A 19,812-nucleotide genomic window follows, 5' to 3' on the forward strand; every position below is an offset into this window, starting at 1 on the left:
CATGAGCATCGCCTTTGCAATGCTAACAGCCATTGCAGTAGCACAAGAACCATTGATGACTAAAGAAAGTTTTAAAAACATCAATTTAGATCAACCGGGATTGGAAAAAGTTAAAAAATCAGTAGCTGCGGCATCATATGACCTTGCTGCAGCTGAACTGTTACACTATTATCGTGATCGTACATCTGTACGCCATCTTAATTTTAACAGTGATGACTATATCCAGCTCAAACGTAAAAAAATTGATGAGACAACAAAACAACTCGCAGAGGATATATTACTCCATAAATTTAAACCCCATAAAGGCTATCCAACCTATGATTATGGAAAAGAGATCAACTGGCAATACCGTCCTGTAAAGGATCAGTTATTAAGTACTTTCTTACATAGAACAGCATTTTGGGAAAATCTGGGTGTTGTTTACAGTAATACAAGTGATGAGCGATATGCTCTTGAGTGGTTTTTTCAGGTAAGTGACTATATAAAAAAAAACAAGCAAGGCACCTATTCAGATGAAAAAGATTATGGTTGGAAAGCATTTGTAGTATCGTTTAGACTAAATCATTGGAGCGGACTTTTTAACCTCTTTCTTCGTTCGCCCAATTTTACACCCGCTTTTTTAATGGAATTTCTCAATTCGTACAATGAACAAGCAGATTATGTGATGGCAAACTATACTGATATTGGCAACCATCGTTTGTATGAAGCATTACACCTCATGTATGCGGGAAGCACTTTTCCTGAACTAAAAAATGCAAAATCATGGCGCGGAAGTGGAATTGAGGTATTAAATGCGGAAATTGAAAAACAGGTACTTCCGGATGGTATACAATTTGAGCTTTCCCCAGGATATCATATCGGTACGATTAAAATATTCTTAGATGCCTTACGCATTGCCCAATTGGCCGATATTGCGAGTGAGTTTCCCGAAACATACAGTAGGAAGGTAGAAAAAATGGTATTAGCTGTCGGCAAATATTCATTTCCAAATTATGAATACCCGCTATTTGGCAACTCATTTATGACTAGTAAGGCGCAAATGCTAAAGAACTATAAAGAATGGACGACTGTATTTCCGGATAATAAGACAATCGAATATTACGCTACTGATGGTGCTTCGGGTCAGAAACCAAACTATCTATCAAGTGCTTTACCCAATGCCGGATTTTATGCCTTTCGTGACGGATGGGACATGAATGCAACTGTCATGCAGATCAAGGCAGGTCCACCTGCGTCATTTCACTCTCATCCTGACAATGGAAACTTTGTTCTCTGGATAAAAGGACGCAACTTTACCCCTGACGCCGGTAGCTTTATTTATGCTAATATTGGTCATCATGAAAATGAAAAACGAGATTGGTACCGCAGTACCAAAGCACATCAAACATTAACGTTGAACAATAAAAACATGGAGAATAATGCCAGATTAATCAACTGGGAAACCAGCGATAAGATCGATATGCTGAATTATATCAATTCAAGCTATAACGATCTTGAACATCAACGCACCTTTTTATTCGTCGACAAAAACTATTTTATTATTATTGACAGAGCTATTGGTGAAGGTACAGGTGAGCTTGATATCCATTTTAATTTAAAAGAAGACAACCAGCCTGTTGTTGATAGTGCAAAAAATCGGGTTTATACAACCTATACAGATGACAATAACTTGTTGATACAATCCTTAAATACTTCAGTTTCATTAAAGTTAGAGAAAAGCTTTGTGTCCTATGAATATCAAAAAGAAACAGCTAGAACAGCATTTGCTTTTGAACAACTAAAACCGGACAATAGAACAAAATCTTTTATCACGATCATTTACCCATTTGCAAAACAAGCACCCAAAATTGATTTAATTGAAAACAAAGATCACGATCTAGATAAAGGGTTTTTAGATATTAGCTTAGTAATAAATGGCTTAAAAACGACATTAAAAAAAGACTTAACACAATAGGTTATGAAAAAACTCATGCTACTTTGTATGTATCTCACATTTACTTTGCTCATCAAGGCCCAAGAAGCGCCTATTAACGCTGCAAGCTTTAGTATTGTAAATTTGGACTATCCAGGTCTTGAAACAGCAAAAATAAACTTTAACGCAAAAAAATATGATGTTGCAGCCAAAGCTTTACTTGATTATTATCGCGCCCGTACCGACTTAAAGGATAACAATTTTGTGAATTCGACGAAGTCCATTAGTGCTGCCAATCAGCAAAAGGCAGATAATAGCCTTTTACATAAATTCCAACCACACAAAGGTTATGGTTTTTTCGATTATGGGAAAGACATCAACTGGCAATTGTGGCCTGTAAAAGATAATGAAGTACGCTGGCAGCTGCACCGTGTAACATGGTGGGAGTCTATGGGTCTTGCTTATCGCAAAAGCAGTAATGAGGAGTATGCTAGAGAATGGGTATTTCAATTTAGAGATTGGGTAAAAAAAAATCCACTCGGATTATCTGCAGATAATGATCGATACGCTTGGCGAGCGTTGGAAATTTCAGAGCGCCTAAAAAGCTTACCAAATACTTTTGGTCTTTTTCTCTCCTCCCCCAACTTTACCCCTACTTTTTTAATGGATTTTCTACAATCTTACAATCAACAAGCAGAAGTTTTGCCTACTCGATATGCCGAAGAAGGAAATCACAGGCTTTTTGAAGCGCAACGAGAATTGGCTGCAGGTGCATTTTTCCCTGAACTAAAAGCTGCTGCAGCATGGCGAAAAAGTGGTGTGGAGATTCTTAATACTGAAATTAAAAAACAGGTTTTTGATGATGGTATGCAGTGGGAGCTAGCTCCGGGTTACCACAATGCAATGATCAGTACTTTTTTAGCTGGTCTACGTGCGGCACAGCAAGCAGGCTTGGAAAAAGAATTTCCAGCATCTTATAAGAGTACTATCGAAAAGATGGTACTCGCAACCATTAATTTTTCCTTTCCTGACTATACATTCCCCATGTTTGGTGATGCTTGGCTCACAGATAAAAGTGCCATGTTGAAACAATACAAGGATTGGGCAATAGCATTTCCAGATAATCAAGTGATCCGATATTTTTCCAGCGACGGTAAAAAAGGCACACTTCCCTCATATCTATCCAAAGCGTTGACAGATGCTGGATTCTATACCTTTAGAAATGGATGGGATAGAAAATCAACAGTTATGGTATTAAAGGCAAGTCCTCCGGGAGAATTTCATGCACAGCCAGACAACGGCACTTTTGAATTATGGATAAAAGGCAGAAATTTTATGCCTGATGCAGGTTGTTTCGTCTATAGTGGTGACGCAGAGATTAATAAGCTACGTGAAGAATACCGCCAAACGAAAGTGCATAATACACTCACTCTTAATGATAAAAGTATGGTGATTACTAAAGCTAAATTGGAAAAATGGGAAAGCAACACGGATCTCGATATCTTGACCTACTCCAATCCTAGCTATAGTGATATGAGTCATCAACGTAGTATTTTATTTATTGATCAACACTATTTTTTGATTATTGACAGAGCGATCGGCATTGCAAATGGTAAATTGGCGATCCGTTTTCATCTTAAAGAAGATAGTAATCCTCATTACAACAGATCAAAAAACACGGTATACACGAGTTATACCGATGGTAATAATTTGTTAATACAGTCCCTTAACTTAGATAAAATAAATCTACTGGAGGAAAAGAGTAAGGTTTCATACCAATATCGTAAAGAATTAGAAAGACCAGCTCTCGGTTTTGAAAAGGAAAAACCGGACGGCAAACAGCAAACTTTTATCAGCATCCTATATCCATACAGTAATGACAAAGTTCCTGCCATTAGTCTAATTGAAAATCCTGATAACGATTATGCAAGCGGAAAATTGGATATCACTCTCACAATAGATGGAAAAACGAAAATGATTAAAGAACAATTATATTCAAAATAGTATTTACCGCACAGCAATTAAAAGCGATGAATTTAAGATCTATATTTATTATATGTACACTATTTATACAGATAGGCAGTACAAAAGCACAGAGCCCGATCACGAAAGAGAGTTTTAAACATATAAATCTAAACTTTCAGGGGCTTGAAAATGTAAAAAATGCAGTGGAGTCAGGCAAATATAATGATGCCGCTTCAGCCCTGCTAAAATACTACAGAATCAAACTCGGCTCTAGAAAACCCGACTTCAGTAACTTAGAAATTCCTGTTGATACTACTGGATCCCTTGATAATAAAACCTTTGAAACAGCCGAAAAGGCTTTACAACATCAATTTAAAACACAGGAAAGTTATGGCTTTTTTGATTTTGGAAAAGACATCAATTGGCAATTGTGGCCTGTTAAAGATAATGAAGTTCGCTGGCAACTGCACCGGTTAAAATGGTGGCTCCCGATGGCTTTAGCATACCGCAGTACGAAAGATGAAAAATACGCTCAAGAGTGGGTTCTCCAGTTTGATGACTGGGTAAAAAAAAATCCTTTAGGATTATCTGCAGATAATGACCGTTTTGCCTGGCGTGCATTAGAGGTTTCTGACCGTATACAGAGTTTAGTGCCTACGATAAGTATTTTTATTAATTCTCCACATTTTACTTCCCAATTTCTGATCACTGTTCTAAACAGCTATCACCAACAAACGGAATACCTTCGTAACCATTATGCTAAGGAGGGAAACCATCGCCTCTTTGAAGCACAACGTACATTATTTGCAGGTGCTTCCTTTCCAGAGTTCTCCGATGCTGTAAATTGGCGAAAAAGTGGAATTGATGTCCTTAATTCTGAAATAATAAAACAAGTTTATGCCGATGGTGTTCAATATGAGCTATCTCCAGTTTATCATGCGGCCGCTATCGACATCTTTGCAAAGGCATATAAAGGGGCACAAAAAGCAGGTGTAGAAGATGAATTTCCAGCAAGTTATAAATTGACGGTAGAAAAAATGGCTATGGCCTTCATTAACATTACCTTTCCAAATTATAATCAGCCTATGTTTGGTGATTCTTGGTGGACAAAAAAAGAGCTAAGAATAAGACAATTTACAGCTTGGTCAGAACTCTTCCCTGAAAATCCATTTATCTCCTACTTTGCGAGCGATGGAAAAAAAGGTCAAAAGCCTAATTGGCTTTCCAATGCTTTAAACAATGCTGGTTTATATACATTTCGTAACGGTTGGGACAGAGCATCTACCATTTTGATAATCAAGGCGAGTCCTCCGGGAGAGTTTCATGCACAACCTGACAATGGTACTTTCGAACTTTGGGTAAACGGTAGGAATTTCACACCAGATGCTGGCTGTTTTGTATACAGTGGCGATGCTGAGATCATGAAAAAAAGAAACTGGTTTCGCCAAACCCGTGTACACAGTACAATGACTTTAAACAATCAAGACATGGTCATTACGAAAGCACAGCAGAACAAATGGACAACAAGTACCGATTTAGACGTGCTGACGTATACTAATCCCAGCTATCTAGACTTAAATCACCGAAGAACAGTCCTTTTTGTTGACAAAAAATACTTTATTATTCTAGACCAGGCTATAGGCGCTAAAACAGGAATATTAGGCGTTCATTATCAGTTAAAAGAAGATAGCAAACCTCAATTTGATAAGACTAAAAATAGGGTTTGGACAAGCTATTCTGATGGAAACAATTTACTTGTTCAGTGTCTGTCTCCTATAAAAACTGAATTAAAAAAGGAAGAGGGAAAAGTTTCGTACCAATACGGCACAGAAACAACACGACCTGCGCTAGTATTTGAAAAAAATAAGGATAATAAGAAAGATGCTTCTTTTGTAAGTGTGATGTATCCGTTTACTGGAGGAAAAGCGCCCAAAATTACACTTAAAGAAAATAAAGGAAATAACTATGCAGAGGGTGAGCTTGATCTGGTATTGACAATTGATGGCAAACGTAGAAATTTGAAACTCAATCTAAATAATTAATAAATTCCTGAGCCTTTATTAATACGAGGATTGGGTTTTTGATCTTATGTTTTTATTGCACAAAAATAAATTCATTCATAATCAGACATTTCCTATATTGAATGTATTTTTATTTTGCATATATCAAAAGAATATCTACCTTTGCATCACTCCAAACAACGAAATACTTGTTTGAACGGACCGCCCGGATGGCGGAATTGGTAGACGCGCTAGTCTCAAACACTAGTGGGAAACCGTGCCGGTTCGATCCCGGCTCCGGGTACCGAAAAAGGGTCTGAAGTTAATTCTTCAGACCCTTTTTATTTTTTAAGCCCTTGTGATAAACGGAAGAGCTACAAAAGTTATAAAATTGAAAAAGGAAGTCTACACTTCCTTTTTCAATTTTATAAACTCACAATTTTCATCTCTGGATGCTTCTGTCCATTATGACAGGTTTTACATGAAATAGCTTTGATCTCCCCTTCTTTACTTCCTTTATGAAAGTATTTTTTATTGATCTTGGCAGTCATTTTCATCATATCACGCGCTATACTTTTATGCTTATTCTCGTCACTCGCAAATTCCATTTTCTTAGGATCATCTTTTGAAGGAGTATGGCAGAATCCACATTTGACTCCCAAGGAGCTATTAAATTCGCGCATCACTAACTTTAACTCATCTGGAGTTATATTTTTAGGGAGTACTTTTAGATTGGTAAACTTTTCTTCCTTTGGTTTTTCCTGATTGGGAATAAAAGCACTTAAAGTCATCGCAGTTGCAATCACTGCAGTAACTAAGGATATTTTCCTGTATTTAAAATTAAACTTCTTCATTTTTCTTCTTCTTCTTTTAATAACTAAATGTAAAAAAAGAACAACGAATAACCTATGATAAAATGAAATTAATATGACAATACAGTAGATTGTTACAATATTGACTTTTGCACCGTAACCAGTTAAGGTGCAAAAAGAAAGCGCCCGATAAAATATCGCGCGCTTTCAAGATGTATCAATTTAAATGATACCTAATTTACCAATTCTTAGCTAATGAACAACAGTTCGCGAAGTTTTGGTAATGGCCATTTTTGATCATCAACAATTTTCTCTAATTTATTGACATGGTAACGAATCTCATCAAAATAAGGTTTAACAACCTCATCATATGCGATTGATTTTTCGCGCATATCTTCGATTTGATTTGCATTTTTACGTTCTTTACGCATCGCCTCTGTTTTCTCAAGAACAGTATTAACGTGTAATGAAATACGCTCTAAGAAGTTAAACTGAGAGCTATATGCCTCTTTTCCGAATCCTAGATCTTTCAGACCTTGTACGTTTTTGATCAATTCGTTTTGATAGATCAAACATGCAGGAGCAATCTGATTATTGACGATATCTTCAATAACACGAGCTTCGATCTGAAGTTTTTTGTAAAAGTTTTCCAACAAAATTTCATGACGTGCTTCACTTTCACGTTTTGTATAAATACCTAATTTCTCAAATAACTCGATCGACTCTTCTTTTACGTAAACGTCTAAAGCTTTCGGAGTAGATTTGATATTCGACAAGCCTCTTGCCTCAGCTTCTTTCTCCCACTCTTCGCTATAACCATTACCTTCAAAACGGATTGATTTAGAATCTTTGATATATTTACGAACAACATTCAATAGAGCTAAATCTTTCTTAATGCCTTTTTTAATTTGCTTATCAACTTCGATCTTAAATTCGATCAATTGATTCGCAACAATAACATTTAATACGGTCATTGGTAATGCAGAGTTCGCAGAAGAACCTACAGCTCTAAATTCAAACTTATTACCTGTAAAAGCAAATGGGGAAGTACGGTTACGATCTGTATTATCCAATCTCAATTCAGGAACTTTAGGAATACCATGCCATAAGTTCGCTTCAGATTTTACTTTTTTAGCAACACGAGCCGATTCAACTTCTTCTAAAAGATCATCTAACTGAGAGCCTAAGAAGATTGAAATAATAGCAGGAGGAGCCTCATTTGCACCTAAACGGTGATCATTACTTGCACTAGCAATCGATGCACGTAATAAATCCGCATGTTCATAAACAGCCTTAATGGTATTAACAAAGAATGTCAAGAACATTAGGTTATTTTTTGGAGTCTTACCAGGAGACAATAAATTAACACCTGTATTGGTAATCAAAGACCAGTTATTATGTTTACCAGAACCATTGACACCGCTATAAGGTTTCTCGTGTAATAACACTTTGAAATGGTGACGCATTGCCACTTGGTCCATTAAATTCTGTAACAATTGGTTATGATCAATTGCTAAGTTGATTTCCTCATACATAGGCGCACACTCAAATTGAGAAGGAGCAACCTCGTTGTGACGAGTTTTTAATGGAATACCTAATTTCAAAGCTTCATTTTCCAAATCGACCATGAATGCTAAAACACGCTCAGGGATCGCTCCGAAATAATGATCATCCAATTGTTGTCCTTTTGCGGACATATGACCGAATAAAGTACGTCCTGTCAATTGTAAATCTGGACGTGCATTATATAAAGAAAGATCAACTAAAAAATATTCTTGTTCAATACCCAAAGAAGCATTTACTTTTGTAATTTGTTTATCGAAGTATTGTGCTACCTCAGTAGAAGCTTTGTCAATAGCACTTACAGCTTTTAACAAAGGAGCTTTATAATCTAATGCCTCGCCTGTGTATGATACAAAAACTGTTGGGATACACAATGTTTTACCTGAACCTGTTTCATAAAGGAAAGCTGGTGATGAAGTATCCCAAGCTGTATAGCCACGTGCCTCGAATGTATTACGAATACCTCCATTTGGAAAACTTGATGCATCAGGCTCTTGCTGTACCAAAGCATCTGCGGTAAACTTCTCAATAGCTTCACCATTATCATCCGGCTCAAAGAAAGCATCGTGCTTTTCAGCAGTAGATCCTGTCAAAGGTTGGAACCAGTGTGTATAATGCGTAGCACCATTAGATAGTGACCAACTTTTCATCGCCTGTGAAATATGCTCCGCTAAATCACGAGAAATTGCACTTCCATCTTCGATTGCCTGTGCTAATTCCTTGTAAGAGTTTTTAGGAAGATAATCTTTCATCTTCGCAATTGAAAAAACATTCTTACCGTAAATATCGGTAGCTTTTTTAGTTTCTACTTTTAAAGAAGCATTTTTGCGAGATACAGCTGCTTCGACAGATTTAAATCTTAAGTTAGACATTATGTGATTGAGATTTTAAGTTTTTTTATACCCTATTTTTGATCTTTCCATCAAATTACTTTGTAAAAGTATGTTGTTTTCAATAAAAATTGAAATTTTTTTTAATATTTTTATTGAAAACCTTAAAAAATTACAATTAGACATAAAAAAAAGAGCTTATTTGTAACAAATAAGCTCTTTTTAAAATTATTCACTAGAAAACCCCCAATCGATTCCTTTTTCTTTTGCGGGAACTCCAGATTTCAACCATTTCGGAGCAGGCGCTCCTTTTAAATAGTGATCAAAAAACTGTTGCTCTCGTATTTGAATATCTTTTCTATTCTGTCTTAACAACAAATTATGTTCGTCACCATTGTAATTAAGCATCCAAACAGGTTTTTGTAAGCGTCTTAATGCCGTAAACATTTCGATGCCTTGGTACCATGGCACTGCTCCATCATTATCATTTGCCATAATAACGACTGGTGTTGTCACTTTATTCAAATGAAATAAAGGTGAATTGGCTAGATAAGCTTCTTGCCCTTCCCATAGGGTCTTACCAATTCTACTTTGTGTATTTTCATACTGAAACTGACGGGACATGCCTGTTTGCCAACGAATACCCCCATACGCTGAAGTCATATTCACAACTGGAGCACCTGCCCAAGCTGCTGCATACATATTGGTAGCTGTTATTAAATGCGCCACTTGGTAGCCTCCCCAGCTTTGTCCTTGGATACCCATTTTAGATGAATCTACCCAATTATTCTGCGCCAGATGCTTCATTCCTGAATTAATATATTCTTCCGCAGATTTACCAGGCTCACCTGTAACATATGAAATATCAGGCGCAAAAACCAAATAACCATTACTTACAAAATAAGGTATGTTCAAACGAGATGGTGTAGGCGCAGGCGCTTGGTAACTATATAGTCCTTCTGATAATTTTTCATAGAAATAAGCAATAATTGGATATTTCTTATTCGGATCAAAATCTTCCGGTTTGTACAGAATACCTTCTGCAGCATGACCAGCAGGTGTAGTCCACTGTACCAATTCCGCGGTTCCCCAATTGTAATTCGCTTGCTGCAGATTCAACTCACTCAATTTTTCTTCCTTTTTAAACGTATTGCTATTCACGTATAAATCAGGACTATTAACATAATCTTCCTTTGAATAGATCAGGTATTTCTGATCTTCGGATGCTTGTAAATTTCTAAACACCTTTGGTGCCATCAAGATCTCTTTCGGATCTTTACGCTTACCTCTCAATTCATAAAAACCATTCTCTTTGGTCTTTTCATTAAAAGCAGTTAAGAGAATACGCTGACGCTCATCAAGTGTGTTGGATTTCCATTTGCTATTTCGGGGATGTGTTAAGTTTTTATACCTTAAAACGGTACTGGATACCCTTCCATATCCATTTGTGGCTAAATATTTATCCGATCCATCTAAAGCGAAATACCAAATATCATATTTATCATAAACATATACTCCTTTATTGTCGGCTCCCCAAGCGGCCATACCATAGCCTTCTGGTTTTGCCGGCATATCATTATCCTCATCGACAAAGGATACAGGAAGACCATCATTTAATATCGACACTTTTTTGGAGGCAATTTGATACGAATACCAATTGCCATTATCCTGATTAAAATACAGCACATACTGACCATCTGGTGATAAAACAGCTTGTCCTGATAAATTTTCAGCTACCAACTGACGAGCACCAGAAACGGTAGAGACGACATATACATCCTGTTTGCTCCGATAATCCCACTGCGTAGATACTCTACGTCCAAAATCAGTGGTTGCCAAAACATATTCTTGGTCGGCTTCAATAGTTGTACGTACTGGATTAAATTTCTCATCAACTAGAGGAATCACACGATTATTCTGTTGCGGATAAAATACACTCAGATAGCTTTGAGCAAGATCTTTTTTAAGATTGACTAATTGCTGTGGCTGTAAGTAATCATCCTGCCAATGCCAAACGTCTACCTTCGCATGCTCAAAATCCACTAATGTCGTATCCTTAACTCTAGGTATAGGTGCCAATCCTAAAAATAATTTCTGTCCATTTTTACTGAATTTTAACTCTCCATCTCCACTTACAGCCCAATTTGCAGGTACTCCTGAAGTATTTTTTTGAACAGCAATGCGTGCTGAATCAAGCTGTGCAGTATAATAATAAAGATTAAACTCTTTTAATAAAGATTTTTCAGCAGTTTTATCTCCTAAATAGACCAATTGATTACCAAGATCGTCAAAAGTGAAGTTTTTATACGTTCCGCGGCCATTTGTAATCTTTTTTAATGTTTTATTGGTTAAATCATATAAATAAACACCGGCAATATTTGATGTAGAATCTTTCGCTTCAGTTTTTTTGGTAAAAACCAGCTTGTTTCCCGCTTTATTAAAGTCATATTGATCTACCTGCTGAAAATTAACCGTATCACCTGTTGCTAGATCATATACATGCAATGTGCTGATTTTAGTTGCTTTTTTAGTCTTTGACGTCGCGGTGTCTGTAGGAGCTATCCCTTTATCATCCGTTAAGAATCCAAAGTAACCATTAGCTTCCTCAGCCAATTTATAAGATTTAACTTCTGCATACTTTAAAAGCTTTCCAGTCGCTACCGTAAAAATAGCAAGGGAGTCTTTCGGCATTTCTTCCGGTTTCTTTTTCTTAATTTTCGCTTGGCGTGTATCGGCAAACTTAGGCTTTATCAATGAAATGACATGCGTTTCATTATTGGTCAAACGGGCATTATATCCCCTTGGTAATTCAAGTATGGATTTGTTTAAATTATCCTTGACATATAAGGCTCCATCTCCCTCCTGTGGCAGTACTTGAAATGTGATGTATTTTCCACTACCACTTATTTCACTAGCATTCAAACTTTGCCATCCATCATAAACCGTATGGTTAAGCGGTTGCTTTTGAGCGAATAAAACGGCTCCATGCATTGCTAACAACCCTATAAGAATGATTTTTTTATTCATTATTTATTACTTATATCAACAAATTGATTCAAAAACTGCAAATTATCTATTTAAATTCAAAAATAACAGTTTTTTTTGGTATCATGATTGCTACATAGTAAGTCGATAAAACGTTAAATAACCTGATTAGAATAATGATTATGAAATACAATCCAATTATAATTGCACTTATTGCAGGTATTGTTATTATTGCAAGTGCATGCCTTTTTAGCAATGCATACCGTTACAAATTCAAATCTTCACAAACGATTACCGTTAATGGAAATGCTAAAAAAGATTTTGAATCTGATTTAGTAAAATGGAATGCCAGTTACAGTCGTAAAAATTTCGATTTAAAAGGCGCATCAGATCAATTAGCTGAGGATCGTGAGCTGGTTCGCAATTTCTTGATCGCACAGGGTCTAAAAGCTGAAGAGATAAGATTTGAAGCTGTTAATATTAATAAAGAATTTGAATACCACACAGATGGTAAAGGCAGTAGCTATAATACTTTTTCTGGATATACCTTATCGCAAACTGTTGGAGTGGAATCAAAAGATCTTAACAAAGTCGATAATGCATCTCGCGAAATATCAACGTTAATATCTCAAGGGCTTGAATTAAGTTCGAGCACACCGAATTACTATTATTCTAAATTGGAAGATTTAAAATTAGAACTCATTTCTCAGGCTTCTAAAAATGCACACCAACGTGCACAGAATATTGCTACCGAATCTTCCTCCACTTTAGGTCAATTGGTAAAAGCTGATTTGGGCGTTTTTCAGATAACTGGTCAAAATGATAACGAAGAATTTTCTTATGGTGGTGCATTCAATACAACATCTCGAAAAAAGACTGCAAACATTACTGTAAAAGCGAGCTATTTACCATTATAAAGTATAAAATGATATTTTTAAAGCCTTTTAGTCTTAAAATCAAGAGAAAAATTAACAAGAAACACGACACAATAAATTGTCTATCAAGAAAATAGCATAATTTAGAACGACTTCCAAAACTTTTCATGATAAAAAAAATCGTCAACAGATTAAACTTATCGTCTACAGATCACTCTAACCTGATAATAATACACATGTAAAAATAATATATATGAAAAAGTTAATGTTAAAAACAGGTATGATCGTTGCTACTTTATTAATTTCGATATCCGCTATGGCACAGACATTACTTAAACAAGACGTAAATGTATTTCCAGCACCAGAAAAAGGAATGGTAAAATATGTAATTGAAGTCCCTCACGCAGGAATCGATGGTGATAATAATAAAAAGATTGAGTTTTTTGCTGGCAAATATATGGAGACCGACGCGTGTAACAGTTACTTCTTATCCGGTGATTTTGAGAAAAAAGATCTGCAGGGATGGGGATATAATTACTATGTTTTCAAAACAAATGGAAATGTAGCTTCGACTCAAATGCTTTGCCAGGGTGAAAAAAAGAACAGCTTTGTACAGGCGAAATCTGTTATAACCGATTACAATGGAAGAATGCCAATCGTTATTTACGCACCAGAGGGCTATGAAGTAAAATTCAAAATTTACAAAGCTGAGCCTGAAACTTACCAAGCCGCTGAGGTTCCTCTAAAAAAAACGAAATAGTTAAACGCAATATAAAAATTAATAAAACGCTCTTCAATTAAATTTGAAGAGCGTTTTTTGTTAAGGATCTAAAATCTTAAATTTTATTTTAAAATCTTCCTTAATAAAGAAACTGGAAAATCTGTTTTGGTTTCTTCAGACAACTCTCCTTGGGCATTTTCTACTTGAAAATCATTTAAATCAATTGATGTGTGTCCAACTGTTTTTAGATTCAGAAGCTTCAATTTCAAATCAGGGTTATCTCCTTTAAAATTTACTTTAGAATCCTTCGCTTGAATAAAAACATGTTCATAATCTTGTTTTGCAAAATTCACATCACTGCTATCCAAATCCAATGTCAGCTGATTAAGTTTAAAAGACTCCTGACGATCGCCACTAATATGGGAGTTTTTTAATCGTAAGGACAAATCATTAACAACTACATCTGAATTGAACGTAAAATCTTCAACCTTATCTCCTACGATCTCCAGTTGATCATATTGACCTGAAAAACTACTCACATGAATTGCTGAAAATTCAATCTGCTTGATATCGGGAGTAAATATATATATCCGTTTATAGTAGGATTTTGCATTATCCTTTAGTTCAATATTCAATTGACCTTTTCCATCAACATCAATTGAAATTTCTCCTTCACTATTATTATCCACTTTCACAGCATATTTATCACTTTTCACAATAAAAAGTCCTATGGACCCCTTATCATTTCCGATAATATTCAAATTTGTAAAACTTTTAGTTTTATATGTTTTCAAATAAGTATCCTTACTATCTGGTTCACTACCTTCCTTGCGAAGCATCTCCTCATACACTTTTGTATCAACCCTATTATTTCCTACAATATAAGAAGTGGTGACTATAGGAATAATAAATAATGCTATCCCCAAGCCTATCAATATTTTACTACTCAGTTTCATAATTCGTTATTTTTAAAATGTTGTTCAATAAAAGATTGATACCTTTGCTTTAGTTCATCTAAACTAATTTCCAAAAGATAGATATTTCTAAAAAAAGGATTGAGATCCTCTTCTAAAAATACTGTTTTGCGGTATTCCTTTACATTTCCAACTGACGTATCAGTCACAAAAAATCCAACTCCTCGTTTATTGACAACAATTTCTTTTTGTTGCAACAAGTCATAGGTACGCATCACGGTATTTGGATTCACTTCCAATTGTACAGCAAGTTCACGGACCGAAGGTAGCTTATCCTCCACTTTCCAGGTCCCCAATAGAATATGATCGCATACGTACGCTGCTATCTGAAGATAAATGGCTTTGTTAGCATTAAAATCCATACTAAACCTCCTTTTCTTTTAATCTCAAGAATGCTAATCCCCAAAAAATTAATGTTAAAAATATACCAATTGCTAGCGCAAGTTGAAGTCCATGAACCTTATCATCAAAATAATTACCGTTATCAAGGCCAATTGTATTATCTGTTCGTAATTTCATGACATAGATAAATGTGATTATCCATATGGCTACATATATAATCATGGTTATAGCTGTTTTAATATATTGATAATTCTTATAGGCGATAGAACCTAATAAAAATAGGGCATTCAATATGAAGGGTAAAAAATAGAAGTAGGGCAAGAATTCAGATTTTTCCAGCTTGAAGAAATACATCCAATTATCAATCACTACTTTTCCTCCTTGTTCGGTTTCAAAAGTTGTAATAGAAGATCCTATACTTCTTAAATAGGATACAAAAGCAAGATCAACTAAAAAGAATAATAAGAAATAGGCACACAAGCTTACAATAATAGTATAAAAAATAGAAGTTAAAAATTTCTCTAAGGAAGAAGCTGGAGTCATCAACTCAAAAATCGCCTTGGTTTTTTGACCTAAATCAGAAAAATAACTGCTTGATACAACTGTGATAAAAAATAATCCCAAAATAAAAAATAACGGTATTCTAAAATTAAGAACATCTTGGCCTATATTAGAGCTTGTCCTTATATCTTCAAAATTTTTAAAGATTGCAACCCCATAAAAAGCTATAAAAACTCCAGCAATAATAATTAGTGACATCAAATAAATGCGTCCGACAGAAATCCACTGCCGGCGAATCAATGCACACAAGCGATTAACATTAAATACGTTCGACATCTTCAGTAACATTTAAAAGGTTTGTAATCAATTCTTTTTTCTGTAAAACAGCATTAAACAACAGTTCCAGATCTAATTTAGAGTCTTCGCCCATCGCATTCAACTGTATGGTATTAAAACCTCCTAACGCAGGTTCTGAATATAGCACATCATCGTTCAACTCACGTACTTTTTTAAAGCTGATATGATCCGTAATACGATTAACATTAGCATTTAATACCACCCGATGTTCATCCAATAGAATAACCGCATCGATCAGGTTGTCGAGATCACGTACTTGATGTGTCGAGATAATAACACAGCGGTCGTCGGCAATAGCAGAGGCCATAATTTTACGAAACTGCACTTTAGAAGGAATATCTAGACCATTAGTAGGTTCATCCATAATCATGATTTTGGTATTGGAAGCCAAACCAAATGATATGATATATTTCTTCTTTTGCCCATAACTCATATCTGCAAGCTTCTGTTCGATCGGAATTTCAAACTCTCTGATCAGTTCTTGAAAATATGCATGATCAAACTTTGGATAAAAAACGGCATTCGCTTTTACAAAAGTTGCGGATTTCACTGCTGGTAAGTGAAATTCCTCAGGAATAAAACTGATTTCCTGAAGCAGAGCAGGTTCGCGTTTACAAGGATCATGCTGTAACACTTCAATCGTACCACTTACAGGATAGACCAAACCGGCCATATTCTTCAGTAACGTCGACTTGCCGGCACCATTTTTCCCCAATAGACCATAAATATGCCCTTCCTGTAAATGAAGATCCATATTTTTAAATAATGGTCGCGATTTGCTGTAGCTGAAATTTAGGTTTTTAATAGTTATCATACTACTGTATTATTTAATTAATACACTAATATAGAAAGGAAAAATAAGAATGCAAATTATTTTGTACTTTTTATTAAAGAAATAAAAGAAAACGCAAACAATTTTAAATATAATATCAGAAATAAGAAACCTACCCTTTTGATTTCTAACATTATATTGAAAAGATTAGCGATCGTTATAAGAAGTAATTATGCCGAACAAATTAGGTCCAAACAAAAGACCGTTTCTCTATATAAGAAAAACGGTCTTTTACCTTCGATGGAGAAGTTTGTGTTAAAGATAGGAACCTTTCAGGTAAATGAGTACTGTCACTTAACAATATTCTCTAAACTCAGTATTATAACCTTCAGCCCATATGTATGTATGATAATATATCTAACGTGATCGCTGCTATACATTACATCTTTTAATAATCATTGCAGAAGCACCACCGCCACCATTACAAATTGCTGCTAACCCATACTGTCCTCTCTCCTGCTCCAGCACACTTGTTAAGGTTACTAAAATTCTGGCACCCGAACACCCCAGAGGGTGACCTAAAGATACTGCTCCCCCATAAACATTCATCCTTTCCAATGAAATATCCAGCAAACGGGCATTTACTAATGCTACAACAGAAAAAGCTTCATTAAATTCAAAAAAGTCAATATCAGACAATTCTAGATCTGCTTTTGCTAATACTTTTTTCACGGCGAGACTAGGCGTCGTTGTAAACCATTCCGGTTCCTGTTCCGCATCAGCATATGCAATGATTTCAGCTAAAGGCTGTAAACCCAATGCTTCCATTTTCTCACCGGACATGAGTAATAATGCCGCAGCTCCATCACTTAAAGTAGAAGCATTTGCTGCAGTAATCGTTCCGTCTTTTTGAAAAGCTGGTTTCAAAGTGTAAATTTTCTCAAAATTGACCTGCGTAAATTCTTCATCTTGCTTGACAACAACTTCTCCTTTTCGGGTAGAAACTGTTATCGGAGCCACTTCCTTATCAAATTTACCCTGTTGCCAAGCATCACGGCTTCTGGTATAGGACGATACCGCATAGGCATCCTGCTCTTCTCGGTTAATACCATATTTAATGGCACACAGCTCCCCAAAAACACCCATTGCGTCTTGCGAATAAGCGTCACTCAGTCCATCTTTCTGTACTCCATCTACTAAACTTTGATGACCGTATTTCGCTCCCCAACGTACCGTAGGTGCATAATAAGGTACGCGACTCATACTTTCCATACCGCCAACAAGTACCACATGAGCATCACCCAATAAAATAGCCTGTGCCCCTAGTGCTACCGCCTTCATTCCACTTGCACAAACCTTATTAATAGTAGTCGCAGGAATATCATCGGGTAAACCTGCATATTTTAAAACCTGGCGAGCGGGAGCTTGTCCCAAATCAGCTTGTAGGACACATCCCATCAATAATTCATCCACTTCTTTGCCATCAACAGCAACTTGACTCAAAACTGCTTTAACAGCTTGAGCACCCAATTCTGTCGCGCTCAAAGTGGATAATCCTCCTCCAAAGCTTCCTATTGCGGTACGTTGCGCCGCGACAATAAATACTTTCTTAGTCATCGTTTATTATTTTGGTTATCTATGCTACTACCTTGTTTTATCTAGAAGTCAGATCCGGTTTCCCCCGAACTGCGAATCCCAATTGACCTACGAAGAAAACAAACAGTAGAGCGTTATCATAAAGTTATATTTAAAGGTACAAAAAATAGTAAACAGTAAATGAATCGGTTAAACAGAAATCTTTAATAAGCTTATAAATGAGCCTAAAACACTTAAAACAAGCGAACACTCTCCCATAAAAATAAGTTATCATAAAAATTAACTTTCAAATAAATGGAAACGTCAGCTTTTTAATTTAAATTAGCTTCAACTTATTTGGATCACCAAATCCAAATAAGAAAATATAACCAATAAAACTTGATAGCATATGCAAGCAACACAATTGACAGTTGAGCACCACGTATTTCGCGAAAGTTTAAAAGCATTTATCCGTAAAGAGATCCTGCCTTATATTGACCAATGGGAAGAAGAAGGTAAAATAGATCGTGCCATTTGGAAAAAAATGGGCGACATGGGCTTTACAGGTCTTAACTATCCAGAAGTTTATGGTGGGCTCGACCTTGATTTTTATTATTCCATGATTCTTTGCGAAGAGCTCTCTCAGTGCTTTTCGGGAGGATTCACGATAACAGCATTAGTTATTCAATATATGTCAGCCCCATACTTGCTCAAGTATGCATCTGAAGAATTAAAAGAAAAATATTTAAAAGGTGTTATTGCTGGAGATTTGGTCAGTGCAGTAGCTATTACGGAACCAGGTGCTGGATCTGATGTACAAAAAATCCAAACAACTGCTATCCGGGAAGGTGATCATTATATTGTTAACGGTTCGAAAACCTTTATCACCAATGGTTACTATGGCGATTTTTTTATTACTGCTGTTAAAACCGATCCGACCAAAGGTAGTAAAGGTATCAGTTTGCTCTTGATCGACCGTCATGCTTCAGGAGTAACAGCAACCAAAATCAATAAAATGGGCTGGCATGCTTCTGATACAGCAGAATTAGGTTTTGATCAGGTAAAAGTCCCCATTTCACATTTAATAGGTGAAGAAGGTGCGGGTTTTAGTTACCTGATGGACGGACTACAACTGGAACGCCTGACCGCAGCAATCCATAGCATTGCTACAGCAGATTCTGCCTTACAGTATACCCTAGAATATATTAGCAAACGTGAAGTATTTAAGCATAAACTGCAAGATTTCCAAGTAGTAAGACATCGCGTCGCACAAATGGTTGCAGATATCGCTACAACAAAAGCATTTATATATGCTTGTTGCGATTTGCAACAACTTGAAAAATATGCAGTTAAAGAATGTTCGATTGCGAAATTACAGGCGAGTGAGCTTGCGGTCCGCATTGTAAGCCAATGTTTTCAACTTTTTGGTGGTTATGCCTTTACAGAAGATTTCAAAATAGCTCGTCTCTACCGTGATATAAGAGTCGGTACCATTATCGGGGGAACATCTGAAATCATGTTAGAAATTATTGCTAAAATGACAATTGATAAAGTCAATTATCAATCCAAGTCCGATAAATCAATTTCTTCAAATTAATTAAACTCTATACTGCAATTCCCCATAAGGG

The 19,812-nt window shown here is 35.9% G+C and carries 14 protein-coding genes and 1 tRNA gene; 7 read left to right on the forward strand and 8 right to left on the reverse strand.

What is annotated here, in order from left to right; genetic code table 11:
* Nucleotide 1: 1 nt before the first annotated feature.
* The 4 genes from hepC (FHR29_RS14165) to FHR29_RS14180 all read left to right on the forward strand — a co-directional run bounded on the left by hepC (FHR29_RS14165) (nt 2) and on the right by FHR29_RS14180 (nt 6,181).
* A complete protein-coding gene (gene hepC / locus FHR29_RS14165; protein WP_183915433.1) occupies nt 2-1,954 on the forward strand; it encodes a heparin-sulfate lyase HepC in 1,953 nt (650 codons plus the stop codon).
* A gap of 3 nt (nt 1,955-1,957) precedes the next feature.
* Nucleotides 1,958-3,916, forward strand: coding sequence for a heparin-sulfate lyase HepC (gene hepC / locus FHR29_RS14170; protein ID WP_183915435.1), 1,959 nt, complete (start codon nt 1,958-1,960; stop codon nt 3,914-3,916).
* Nucleotides 3,917-3,942: 26 nt separating this feature from the next.
* Nucleotides 3,943-5,919 carry a heparin-sulfate lyase HepC gene (gene hepC / locus FHR29_RS14175; RefSeq protein WP_183915438.1) on the forward strand — a complete coding sequence of 659 codons (1,977 nt, stop codon included), beginning with the start codon at nt 3,943-3,945 and terminating at the stop codon, nt 5,917-5,919.
* Nucleotides 5,920-6,101: 182 nt separating this feature from the next.
* Nucleotides 6,102-6,181 (forward strand) — tRNA-Leu (locus FHR29_RS14180).
* A gap of 121 nt (nt 6,182-6,302) precedes the next feature.
* On the opposite strand, the gene FHR29_RS14185 is transcribed toward FHR29_RS14180, so the two are convergent.
* The 3 genes from FHR29_RS14185 to FHR29_RS14195 all read right to left on the reverse strand — a co-directional run bounded on the left by FHR29_RS14185 (nt 6,303) and on the right by FHR29_RS14195 (nt 12,109).
* Complete coding sequence (locus tag FHR29_RS14185; protein WP_183915440.1) at nt 6,303-6,731, reverse strand: c-type cytochrome; 429 nt, start codon at nt 6,729-6,731, stop codon at nt 6,303-6,305.
* Nucleotides 6,732-6,937: 206 nt separating this feature from the next.
* A complete protein-coding gene (locus FHR29_RS14190; RefSeq protein WP_168128114.1) occupies nt 6,938-9,124 on the reverse strand; it encodes a glutamine synthetase III in 2,187 nt (728 codons plus the stop codon).
* A 186-nt stretch (nt 9,125-9,310) separates the two neighbouring features.
* On the reverse strand, nt 9,311-12,109 hold the full coding sequence (locus FHR29_RS14195) for a prolyl oligopeptidase family serine peptidase (protein ID WP_183915442.1): 2,799 nt from the start codon (nt 12,107-12,109) through the stop codon (nt 9,311-9,313).
* A 140-nt stretch (nt 12,110-12,249) separates the two neighbouring features.
* Between FHR29_RS14195 and FHR29_RS14200 the strand changes: the two genes are divergently transcribed.
* Together FHR29_RS14200 and FHR29_RS14205 are read left to right on the forward strand one after the other, a co-directional pair.
* A complete protein-coding gene (locus FHR29_RS14200) occupies nt 12,250-12,984 on the forward strand; it encodes an SIMPL domain-containing protein (RefSeq protein ID WP_132843079.1) in 735 nt (244 codons plus the stop codon).
* 211 nt (nt 12,985-13,195) lie between these two features.
* Nucleotides 13,196-13,702, forward strand: a complete 507-nt coding sequence (locus tag FHR29_RS14205) for an ecotin family protein (protein WP_132843077.1) — start codon at nt 13,196-13,198, stop codon at nt 13,700-13,702.
* An 83-nt stretch (nt 13,703-13,785) separates the two neighbouring features.
* On the opposite strand, the gene FHR29_RS14210 is transcribed toward FHR29_RS14205, so the two are convergent.
* From FHR29_RS14210 to FHR29_RS14230, 5 genes are all read right to left on the reverse strand, one after another.
* A complete protein-coding gene (locus FHR29_RS14210) occupies nt 13,786-14,619 on the reverse strand; it encodes a hypothetical protein (RefSeq protein ID WP_183915444.1) in 834 nt (277 codons plus the stop codon).
* On the reverse strand, nt 14,616-14,999 hold the full coding sequence (locus FHR29_RS14215; protein ID WP_183915445.1) for a GntR family transcriptional regulator: 384 nt from the start codon (nt 14,997-14,999) through the stop codon (nt 14,616-14,618). The genes FHR29_RS14210 and FHR29_RS14215 overlap by 4 nt, the downstream gene beginning before the upstream one ends.
* A gap of 1 nt (nt 15,000) precedes the next feature.
* Nucleotides 15,001-15,816: a hypothetical protein gene (locus FHR29_RS14220; protein WP_183915447.1), complete on the reverse strand. Its 816-nt coding sequence runs from the start codon at nt 15,814-15,816 to the stop codon at nt 15,001-15,003.
* Entirely contained in the window at nt 15,800-16,651 is an 852-nt protein-coding gene (locus tag FHR29_RS14225; protein WP_183915449.1) for an ATP-binding cassette domain-containing protein, read from the reverse strand. The genes FHR29_RS14220 and FHR29_RS14225 overlap by 17 nt, the downstream gene beginning before the upstream one ends.
* Nucleotides 16,652-17,041: 390 nt before the next feature.
* Nucleotides 17,042-18,226, reverse strand: a complete 1,185-nt coding sequence (locus tag FHR29_RS14230) for a thiolase family protein (RefSeq protein ID WP_183915451.1) — start codon at nt 18,224-18,226, stop codon at nt 17,042-17,044.
* Nucleotides 18,227-18,593: 367 nt separating this feature from the next.
* On the opposite strand from FHR29_RS14230, the gene FHR29_RS14235 reads away from it, so the two are divergent.
* Nucleotides 18,594-19,781 carry an acyl-CoA dehydrogenase family protein gene (locus tag FHR29_RS14235; protein WP_183915453.1) on the forward strand — a complete coding sequence of 396 codons (1,188 nt, stop codon included), beginning with the start codon at nt 18,594-18,596 and terminating at the stop codon, nt 19,779-19,781.
* Nucleotides 19,782-19,812 lie beyond the last annotated feature (31 nt).

The sequence above is a fragment of the Sphingobacterium sp. JUb56 genome (genome assembly GCF_014191365.1).
Lineage (GTDB): Bacteria > Bacteroidota > Bacteroidia > Sphingobacteriales > Sphingobacteriaceae > Sphingobacterium > Sphingobacterium anhuiense.

Bases quoted from the DNA above. Each gene is read 5' to 3' on its own strand.
- hepC (WP_183915433.1), top strand. From the start codon at position 2: ATGAGCATCGCCTTTGCAATGCTAACAGCCATTGCAGTAGCACAAGAA.
- hepC (WP_183915435.1), top strand. From the start codon at position 1,958: ATGAAAAAACTCATGCTACTTTGTATGTATCTCACATTTACTTTGCTC.
- hepC (WP_183915438.1), top strand. From the start codon at position 3,943: ATGAATTTAAGATCTATATTTATTATATGTACACTATTTATACAGATA.
- FHR29_RS14185 (WP_183915440.1), bottom strand. From the start codon at position 6,731: ATGAAGAAGTTTAATTTTAAATACAGGAAAATATCCTTAGTTACTGCA.
- FHR29_RS14190 (WP_168128114.1), bottom strand. From the start codon at position 9,124: ATGTCTAACTTAAGATTTAAATCTGTCGAAGCAGCTGTATCTCGCAAA.
- FHR29_RS14195 (WP_183915442.1), bottom strand. From the start codon at position 12,109: ATGAATAAAAAAATCATTCTTATAGGGTTGTTAGCAATGCATGGAGCC.
- FHR29_RS14200 (WP_132843079.1), top strand. From the start codon at position 12,250: ATGAAATACAATCCAATTATAATTGCACTTATTGCAGGTATTGTTATT.
- FHR29_RS14205 (WP_132843077.1), top strand. From the start codon at position 13,196: ATGAAAAAGTTAATGTTAAAAACAGGTATGATCGTTGCTACTTTATTA.
- FHR29_RS14210 (WP_183915444.1), bottom strand. From the start codon at position 14,619: ATGAAACTGAGTAGTAAAATATTGATAGGCTTGGGGATAGCATTATTT.
- FHR29_RS14215 (WP_183915445.1), bottom strand. From the start codon at position 14,999: ATGGATTTTAATGCTAACAAAGCCATTTATCTTCAGATAGCAGCGTAC.
- FHR29_RS14220 (WP_183915447.1), bottom strand. From the start codon at position 15,816: ATGTCGAACGTATTTAATGTTAATCGCTTGTGTGCATTGATTCGCCGG.
- FHR29_RS14225 (WP_183915449.1), bottom strand. From the start codon at position 16,651: ATGATAACTATTAAAAACCTAAATTTCAGCTACAGCAAATCGCGACCA.
- FHR29_RS14230 (WP_183915451.1), bottom strand. From the start codon at position 18,226: ATGACTAAGAAAGTATTTATTGTCGCGGCGCAACGTACCGCAATAGGA.
- FHR29_RS14235 (WP_183915453.1), top strand. From the start codon at position 18,594: ATGCAAGCAACACAATTGACAGTTGAGCACCACGTATTTCGCGAAAGT.